The 8,024-nt window shown below is 36.9% G+C and carries 7 protein-coding genes and 2 pseudogenes; 1 reads left to right on the forward strand and 8 read right to left on the reverse strand.

Features of this window, described 5'->3' with window-relative positions; genetic code table 11:
• Nucleotides 1-355 precede the first annotated feature (355 nt).
• The gene (locus ACP5SP_RS06845) at nucleotides 356-712 is read left to right on the forward strand and encodes a DUF952 domain-containing protein (protein WP_428076317.1); all 357 of its coding nucleotides are present in this window, start codon (nucleotides 356-358) and stop codon (nucleotides 710-712) included.
• 126 nt (nucleotides 713-838) lie between these two features.
• Here ACP5SP_RS06845 and ACP5SP_RS06850 read toward each other — a convergent pair whose 3' ends face one another.
• From ACP5SP_RS06850 to ACP5SP_RS06885, 8 genes and pseudogenes are all read right to left on the reverse strand, one after another.
• Complete coding sequence (locus tag ACP5SP_RS06850) at nucleotides 839-2,011, reverse strand: thiolase family protein (protein WP_428076318.1); 1,173 nt, start codon at nucleotides 2,009-2,011, stop codon at nucleotides 839-841.
• 13 nt (nucleotides 2,012-2,024) lie between these two features.
• Nucleotides 2,025-3,323 (reverse strand): annotated as a pseudogene (locus ACP5SP_RS06855) (acetyl-CoA hydrolase/transferase family protein).
• The gene (locus ACP5SP_RS06860) at nucleotides 3,324-4,526 is read right to left on the reverse strand and encodes a TetR/AcrR family transcriptional regulator (RefSeq protein WP_428076319.1); all 1,203 of its coding nucleotides are present in this window, start codon (nucleotides 4,524-4,526) and stop codon (nucleotides 3,324-3,326) included.
• A complete protein-coding gene (locus ACP5SP_RS06865) occupies nucleotides 4,527-5,477 on the reverse strand; it encodes a branched-chain amino acid ABC transporter permease (protein WP_416085283.1) in 951 nt (316 codons plus the stop codon).
• Entirely contained in the window at nucleotides 5,477-6,337 is an 861-nt protein-coding gene (locus ACP5SP_RS06870; RefSeq protein WP_428076320.1) for a branched-chain amino acid ABC transporter permease, read from the reverse strand. The genes ACP5SP_RS06865 and ACP5SP_RS06870 overlap by 1 nt, the downstream gene beginning before the upstream one ends.
• The gene (locus ACP5SP_RS06875) at nucleotides 6,330-7,043 is read right to left on the reverse strand and encodes an ABC transporter ATP-binding protein (protein WP_416085285.1); all 714 of its coding nucleotides are present in this window, start codon (nucleotides 7,041-7,043) and stop codon (nucleotides 6,330-6,332) included. The genes ACP5SP_RS06870 and ACP5SP_RS06875 overlap by 8 nt, the downstream gene beginning before the upstream one ends.
• Complete coding sequence (locus tag ACP5SP_RS06880) at nucleotides 7,036-7,785, reverse strand: ABC transporter ATP-binding protein (RefSeq protein WP_416085286.1); 750 nt, start codon at nucleotides 7,783-7,785, stop codon at nucleotides 7,036-7,038. The genes ACP5SP_RS06875 and ACP5SP_RS06880 overlap by 8 nt, the downstream gene beginning before the upstream one ends.
• Before the next feature lie 58 nt (nucleotides 7,786-7,843).
• A pseudogene (locus tag ACP5SP_RS06885) lies at nucleotides 7,844-8,024 on the reverse strand (ABC transporter substrate-binding protein); the annotation flags it as partial.

Consider the following 8,024-nt stretch of genomic DNA (forward strand, 5'->3'; position numbering starts at 1 on the left):
CCTTTCTAATGGTTGATGGGGGACTTTTACCCCCTCCAATATAAACAGAGGAGATATCTCCTCAGTTTTGGTAAATCATTTTGAAGACAATTTCCTTCTTCAGATTAAAAGAAACGGCTACTCACTACATTTCGAGTGGCAAGTAAATGACTATCCTCTATTTGAATTGGGTTAGTTTTAATGGAGATGCTCTCATCAAAATGATTATCATTTTAGGTATTGCAATACATACCGTAAGTTAGGTGAACTCAAAGTTAAGTTCAATTACATTATTCAATTATATAATAAACATAAGATCGCTTAAAAAATTGAACACAAATTAACATTTTGGTAAAATGAGCTAAGAGATGATGCTATGTTGATTTTGCATATTGCAAAACATGAAGATTGGGAGAATGCCTTGACAAAGGGCGAATATAGCCCGGTAAGTTTGTCTCTTGAAGGTTTTATTCACTGTTCTACTCCTGAACAGATAATCAAAATAGCTAATTCTAATTTTAAGAATGAAAAAGGTTTAGTTTTGCTCTGTATTGATTCCTCAAAAGTTAAGGCTCACATTCGTTTTGAAAGCAGTGGATATGACTATTATCCACACATTTACGGAGCACTTAATCTTGATGCTGTTGTGAAAACGCTTGAATTTGAACCTGGGTCAGATGGAAATTTTACTCTCCCTCAGGAAGTAAATGAGCTTGTTAAATTGTTAAAATAATAATGTAAAGCATTCATCACTCAAAACTTTCACTTAAAGGCAAGGATACTTTTAGCAATAAAGTTGAAGGAAGGCATAGCCTTCCTTCAACAAAAGTATGAAGAAAATAGTTTTGTTCTTACCCTTCTATACCCTTTCAAAGATTACCGCTATACCCTGCCCACCGCCAATACAAAGTGACACAAGTCCGTACTTTGCATTGCGTAATTTTAACTCGTGAAGAATTTTCGTTGTGAGGATTGCACCTGTTGCGCCAATCGGGTGTCCCAAAGCAATTGCACCGCCATTAACATTAAGTTTCTCTCTGGGAATATTAAGCTCCTTTTGAATTGCAAGAGCAATTGCAGCAAAGGCCTCATTAATTTCAAAAAGGTCGATATCATTAATCTCAAGGCCTGCTAAACCTAACGCCTTTCTAATTGCAAAAACAGGTGCAATGCCGAAGAAATTTGGATCAACTGCTGAAATCGCATAAGACACAACACGCCCAAACACAGGGAGATTATATTTTTTAACAGCATCTTCATCTGAAATAATCATTGATGCTGCTCCACTATTTAGAGATGGAGCATTTCCTGCAGTAATTGTGCCACCCTCTTTGAAAGCAGGTTTAAGTGTTGAAAGTTTTTCGATTGTTGTGTCGGGACGCACAGTTTCATCTGTGTCAAATACATTTCCATTTGGCAAAGTTATTGGGACAATCTGACTTTTGAACTTACCGTCGTTAATCGCCTTTGCTGCCTTCATATGACTTTCGTAGGCAAATTCATCCTGCTGTGCACGTGTAATCCCATACCTGGGAACGAGATACTCATCTGTGATAAGTCCTGAGTGTTTATTTGTAAATGCGTCATTGAGACCGTCCAAAAGAATTTCATCATAAAGTTTTGTGTCACCAAGTCTAAACCCATATCTTGCATTAGGAAGGATATATGGCGCCTGATCCATATTCTCCATTCCTCCTGCAATAATAGATGATGCATACCCAGATTGAATTTCCATTGTAGCCGATACAATTGCCTGTAGACCAGAGCCACAAACCCTGTTTATTGTCATTGCAGGCACGGTTTCGCTTACACCTCCAAATATTGCAGCCTGCCTTGCCGGGTTCATCTTTTCTCCAGCAAGAAGCACATTCCCGAAAATTACATCATCAAACACATCGTTCGGGATTTTTGTCTCCTCAAGAATCTTTTTCACAATTGCACCTGCAATTTTTGTTGCAGGAATATCCTTTAAACTTCCGCCAAATTTTCCTGTAGGACTTCTTAAAGGTAAACTGATATAGACATCTTTCATTAGTTCTTCCTCCTTAAATTAGATTCATCTTTTTTGCTTCGCTTGAAAGGTAATCTCTAAAATTTGGATGAGCAATGTTTATCAATTCTAGTGCACGTTCTCTAAGGTTTTTACCTCGAAGATGCGCAATACCATATTCGGTCACAATGTAATCGACATCTTGCCGGGGGATTGTAATAAAACTTCCCAAGGGAAGCATCGGGACAATTGTTGAGATAGTATCATTCTTTACTGATGAGCGCATAGCAATGATACCTTTCCCACCTTTAGACATTACTGCGCCTCTATGCATATCAAGTTGTCCGCCAGTTCCTGTATATTGCTCGAATCCAAAGGACTCCGAACAAACCTGTCCTGTAAGGTCAACTGCCAAACTCGTATTTATGCTTACCATTTTTTCATTTTGAGAAACTACATACGGGTCGTTTACAAATTTCCCTCTGTGTATTTCAACTGAAATGTTCTCGTCTACATAGTCGTAAAGCTTTTTAGTTCCCATGACAAACGCTGCAACAGTTTTACCTTTGAAAAGGTTTTTCTTTGTATTTGTTACAATTCCTTTCTCAATTAAATCAACCATTCCCTCTGTCATCATCTCAGTGTGAATGCCAAGATCTTTTTTGCCTTCAAGGAATTTTGAAATTGCATTAGGAATCCCTCCTATTCCAAGTTGGATTGTTGAGCCATCTTCAATAAGTTCAGAAACAAACTCACCAATCCTTTTTTCAACTTCGGTTGCTTCTACTGAAGGTACTTCAATAATGGGCTCCTTACTTTCAAAAACATAGTCCACTTCGCTTATATGCACATGCGTATCTCCAAATGTCTTTGGCGTGTTTTCATTTACTTCAAGGATAACAATATCGGCATTCTCGACCATATCTTTCTCATAAACAAGACCAAGTGAAAGCGAAAAATATCCGTTTCTATCCATTGGTGTTGCAGTGCCTACAAAAACATTTACATGTTTTGATTGGATCTTATCAGTCGATGCTGCATGAAGGTTATTTGGAATGTATGTTGCTTTACCCTGCTTGTAAAGAGCACGCTCAAAATTTCCAAGATATCAACTCTCAAGCGTAAATGGCGCGTTTTCTCTGTCAATATATTTGTAAAATTCATATTCCTTAAGAAGCAAGCACGAAATAATATTAACTCCCTGCACCCTATCTTTTATAAGGTGCAAATTTGAAAGAAACGAGACTGGTTGTGATGCACCAAGCGCAACGACTACATTATCAAAAGATTTAATCCTATTTAAAACTCCTTCAATATCGAGGAGTTTTCTCTTGTATTCTTCTTTTACGTCCATTTAATCCTCCTTTAAGATTCCTTTTAATCCGTGCATTATAAATTCAAGTACTGAGAGAATTGATTTATCGGATAGTCCTTTCTTTTTATTAAGTACAAACCATCTTATACCAACCGTATGAGAGATACCCATAAGAATATATGCAAGAGTTTCGGGATCGGTTTCAATTATCTCTCCCCTACTCATCCCTTCAAGAAGACCCTTTGCATAAGATGATGCAATTCTTGTGTAGTACCAAACGCCAATATCTTTATCAATGAACTCTGACTCACGCACAATTCTATAATCATTTCCCATTGTCTTAAATTGATAAAAAAATGCCTGAATCCCTGCATTTTCTATCTCACGCCTATCTGTAAAATCCTTGCAATAGTACCAGGAATTTTTCCTTAACATTTTGTTTACGAACTGTACTACCTCTTTTAGGGCATCTTTTTTACTATTAAAGTAAAGATAGAAAGTACCCAGTCCAACATGCGCATGATATGCAATATCTGAAATCTGCGTTTCGTTGTAGCCACGATCTCCAAAGAGTTTTTCAGCAGCCTTAATGAGGCTATACCGTGTTTTTTCGCCTCTTGATTCAAATGACTGGGTTTCTTCAAGAGAAAGTTCCTTTTTAGGAATAATGTAAGGAGCAAAGTTGCCAATTTTATCAATGCCATTTTTAAGCACGAGTTTAACTACCTCAAACTCCTTTTCAATATCAGGCTTGTTCTCCCAGATAAGATTCTTTATAACAACAAAATATATACTCCCAAGGATTGCATAAGATATTGCTTCAGAGTCGAGTCCCTCAATAAGACTTTGTTTTAAAGCATCTTTAATTCTTCCAGTAAGTCTTTCATAGAAATCAAGGGCGAGATCTCTATCCACAAATTCAACTTCCCTAAAAATATCATAAAGTGTTCGCTCAGTCTTTGTATAATCCTTGTATGCTAAAAGGATGGAAGAAATTTTATCAAATGGAGTTCCATCAACTGTGGATGCCACTTCTATCTTTTTGCAAAGTTCATCTCTAAAATATCCGACAATTTCTCTAAAAATTTCATCTTTGTTTTTGAAATAATAATAAATAAGAGAAGTACGTACGCCCAAACGACGAGCAATCTCACTTATTGAACAATTATCAAAACGTTTTTCTTTGAAGACATTTATTGCTTCTTTAATTATTTCTTCTTTCCTATCGGAAGTTTTTCTCACTTACTTTGCTCCTACTGGTCTTTTGAGTATTCTATCAAACTTTTCAATAATCTCATAAAGTCCCCTTGGCAGAAAAAGTACAATGATTATGAGGATTATACCGAAAACCACTGTTGCCATAGATTCAAGATGAGTGCCAAAAAATCTTGGAAGAATTATCCACAAAAATGACCCAAGGATTGGTCCAAAGAGTGTTCCAAGACCACCGATAATTGTAATTGCAAGAAAATCAATTGATAGTCCTAATCCAAAATTCATTGGGTGCAGATATGATATAGAGTGGGCATAAAGCGCACCTGCAAGTCCCGCAAGAGCAGATGAAATGACAAAGGCAAGGATTTTATAATAAGATATATTTATTCCACAGGCAAGTGCTCCATATTCAGAATCCCTCATTGCTCTAAGCGCCATGCCACTCTTGCCTCTTAAGAAATTCCTAATGAGGATGATAGTGATCACAAGAAATACAAGGAATAAATAGTATTTTGAAATCTCGCTTGAAAATGAGAAATTGAAAATACTTATAGGGGGTATATTCATAAGGCCATGATCACTCCCTGTTATTTGTAGTCTTTTAATTATATCCGTTATTGCAGTACTTAGTGCCATAGTTGCAATTGCAAGATAAAACCCCTTTAACCTCAAGGAAGGAAAGCCTATCAAAAAACCAAAAAATGCTGCAAAAATAACACCTAAGAGAATCCCCAATAAAGATGGTAGATTAAGATTCATAACAAGAATCGCAGATGTATAACCACCAATAGCCATAAATGCTGCATGTCCCAAAGATATTTGTCCTGCAATTCCCAAAAGGAGATTAAGTCCAATAACAGCAATTGAATATATCATTACAAGGTTTAGGTATCCTACAAGAGACGGCCTATTTTTAAGTAATATAGGAATCACAAGAACAACTACACCTAAAATTATGTATATGAGATTCTTCTTCATCATGCCCTCCTTGCTTCACGTCTTCCAAAAATACCGTGAGGTAGAAATAGCAGAATTACAACAACAAGAATTAGAGAAAAACTTTCCTTTATAGAGGGTATATAATAAGCAATGAAGTTTTCAAGTACACCAAGAATAAGACCACCAAAGATTGCGCCCGTAACTGAGCCCATGCCTCCAAGGACTGCAGCAATAAAAGCCTTGAGTTGCACAACTATCATAAATGTAGGTTCTAAAGATAATCTTGGTGCCGTCATAAGCCCTGCAATTCCTGCAATGCCAAATGATAGTGCCCAGATAAAAGTTGTAATTCTATTAATGGGTACCCCTAAAACAGTTGCTCCATACTCATCATCTGCAATACTTCGTGCTGCAATGCCAATTTTAGTTCTATAGAGGATTAGAAAAAGCATAGCAAATATGATAAGAGCAATAAAAATTGTTAATATATTTTGCCTATCCATTATAACGTTCCCTATAACAATTGGATCTCCTTGGATAATCGGTGGAAAATATAATGGGATATTACCAAAGAAAGTTGCAACAACCCCCTCGAGAATCATTGTAAGTGCAAGAGTTATCATAACCATACCAAGGTGTGAACTCTTTCTTGCCTTAGTCATAAGACCTCTATCAAGCACAACACCAAGAAGTATTCCTGCAACAACAACTACTGGAAGTGTAAGGTATGGTGGGACTTGACGTGCAATAAAAAGAAAAGCAATATAAGTCAGAAACATTCCTACATCGCCCTGTGCAAAATTCATAACATTTGTTGTAGAGAGAATCAAGACGATGCCTACCGCAGTAAGACTATAGATAGAGCCAGTTGCAACTCCTCCAAAAATGAGACTAAACATATTTTCCTCCGAGGTACAATTTTTTTACTTCGTCGTTTTCCTTTAGATCTAAGGGAGGTCCGTGAAGTGCAATGCGTCCAAGAACAAGGATATATGCATAATCTGAAATGTCAAGAGCCTTTCTTGCATTTTGCTCGACAAGAAGAACCTTTAAGTCTGTTCCGTCTGCAAGCTTTCTTATCACATGGAATATTTCCGAAATAATTTTTGGAGCAAGACCCAAGGAAGGTTCATCTAAAAGAAGGAGTTTTGGTTTTGCCATAAGCCCTCTCCCAATTGCAAGCATCTGTGCCTCGCCACCAGATAAAGTACCTGCCTCCTGGTTTATTCTTTCCTTCAGCACAGGGAAGAGTTCAAAAACAAAATTCAACGTCTCTTCATTTTCAAATTTGTTTCTAAAATACCCGCCCACTAAAAGATTTTCCTTCACAGAGAGATTTGGAAATATGTGACGTCCTTCTGGAACATGAGCAATACCTATCTTTGCAATTTGCGATGGCTCAAAGTGAGTTATATCAACACCATCAAAAATTATGGAACCTCTTTTTGGCTTTACGATATGGGAAATTGTTTTAAGAAGAGTTGACTTACCTGCACCATTTGCACCAAGTACCGATACAATCTTTGCGTCTTTAAAGTCAATATTTATATCATGGAGGACATCAATTGGTCCATATCCAGAAACAAGATCAATTATCCTAAGCATCTTCCACTCCCAGATATGCTTCAATTACTTCGGGGTTTTGCAAAACGCTTTGGGGATTACCTTCTGCTATCTTCAATCCATAATTCATCACTGTAACAACATCAGAAAGATCCATGACTATTCCCATATCATGCTCCACAACAACTAATGTAATGCCAATTTCCTTAAGGTGCAGAAGAATTTTTTTCATTTCTTCTTTTTCTTCATCATTAAGCCCTGCAGCAGGTTCATCAAGCAGAACGAGTTTAGGCATTGAGACGATTGCTCTTCCAAGTTCTACAAGTTTTTGAGTGCCGTATGGAAGGTACATAGGAAATGCCTTTGCTAAATGCCTTATCTGTAAAAGATCTAAAACGAAATCTACCTTTTCTTTAGTTTCCTTGGTATTAAATACGTCAAACCCGATAAAATCCTTCAATAAGTTGGTTTTTAATTTTGGTTGAAGCCCCATTTTTATATTTTCCTCAACAGTCATTGAATAAAAAATACTAAGGTTTTGGTAAGTCCTCATAAGACCAAAAGAAAGTCTATCATGAGTTGGAACTTTCCTAAGATCCGTTCCTAAAAAACTAATACTACCACCATAGGGAACAAGATTGAACACTGCGTTAAAAACAGTTGTTTTTCCTGCACCATTTGGTCCTATCAAAGAGTGGATTGTTCCCTCAGAAACCACCATGCTAAAATCGTTAACTGCAACAAGGTTGCCGAATTTTACCGTTAAGTTTTTTATCTCAAGCATATCTACTCCTTTATTTGATTTAAAAGGGAAGGGTTCCCCCTTCCCTCGTATTTTTAAATTATTTCAAAACAGAAATCCAATCAGAGACTTTTACAAGTTGCCCGTTTTTTACCTGCATGAAGAACATCGAGTATTTACCTGCTCTTTCGTTTGGTCCATAACTTATGTCCTTTGCAAGCAAACCACTCCATCCATAGAATGTTTCAAGCGCCCAAACAATTGCATCTCTTGTCGGATAC

The sequence above is a fragment of the Caldisericum sp. genome (genome assembly GCF_049967455.1).
Lineage (GTDB): Bacteria > Caldisericota > Caldisericia > Caldisericales > Caldisericaceae > Caldisericum > Caldisericum exile_A.